Genomic DNA, 723 nt, shown 5'->3' with positions numbered 1-723 from the left:
CCCAGCCTGCCTTGCCGATCCAACCCAGGTGGGTTTCCAGGATCTGGCCGATGTTCATACGACGCGGCACACCATGGGTGTTCAGGATGATGTCCACCGGGGTGCCGTCCGGCAGGAACGGCATGTCCTCCGTCGGCAGGATCTTGCCGATCACACCCTTGTTCCCGTGCCGACCGGCCAGCTTGTCACCGTCCTGGATCTTGCGCTTCTGCGCCACATACACCCGCACCAGCTCGTTGACACCCGGCGGCAGATCGTCATCGTCCTCCCGGGAGAACACCCGGATACCGATCACCTTGCCCGACTCACCGTGCGGCACCTTCAGCGACGTGTCACGCACCTCACGCGCCTTCTCACCGAAGATCGCCCGCAACAGCCGCTCCTCCGGCGTCAGCTCGGTCTCACCCTTCGGGGTGACCTTACCGACCAGGATGTCACCGTCACGGACCTCCGCACCGATACGCACGATGCCACGCTCGTCCAAGTCGGCCAGCACCTCATCGGAGACATTCGGGATATCCCGGGTGATCTCCTCCGCACCCAGCTTGGTGTCGCGAGCGTCGATCTCGTGCTCCTCGATATGAATCGAGGTCAGCACATCCTCCTCCACCAGCCGCTGCGACAGGATGATCGCGTCCTCGTAGTTGTGACCCTCCCACGGCATGATCGCCACCAGCAGGTTCTTACCCAAGGCCATCTCACCGTTGTCGGTGCACGGACCAT

The 723-nt window shown here is 63.1% G+C and carries 1 pseudogene; it reads right to left on the bottom strand.

Features of this window, described 5'->3' with window-relative positions:
- Positions 1 to 723, bottom strand: a pseudogene (locus ON34_RS21135) (DNA-directed RNA polymerase subunit beta); the annotation flags it as partial.

This window comes from Nocardia pneumoniae NBRC 100136, assembly GCF_000308755.1.
GTDB lineage: Bacteria > Actinomycetota > Actinomycetes > Mycobacteriales > Mycobacteriaceae > Nocardia > Nocardia pneumoniae.
Note: the sequence above shows the minus strand (reverse complement) of the source record. Positions and strands in the feature narration are given on the sequence as shown.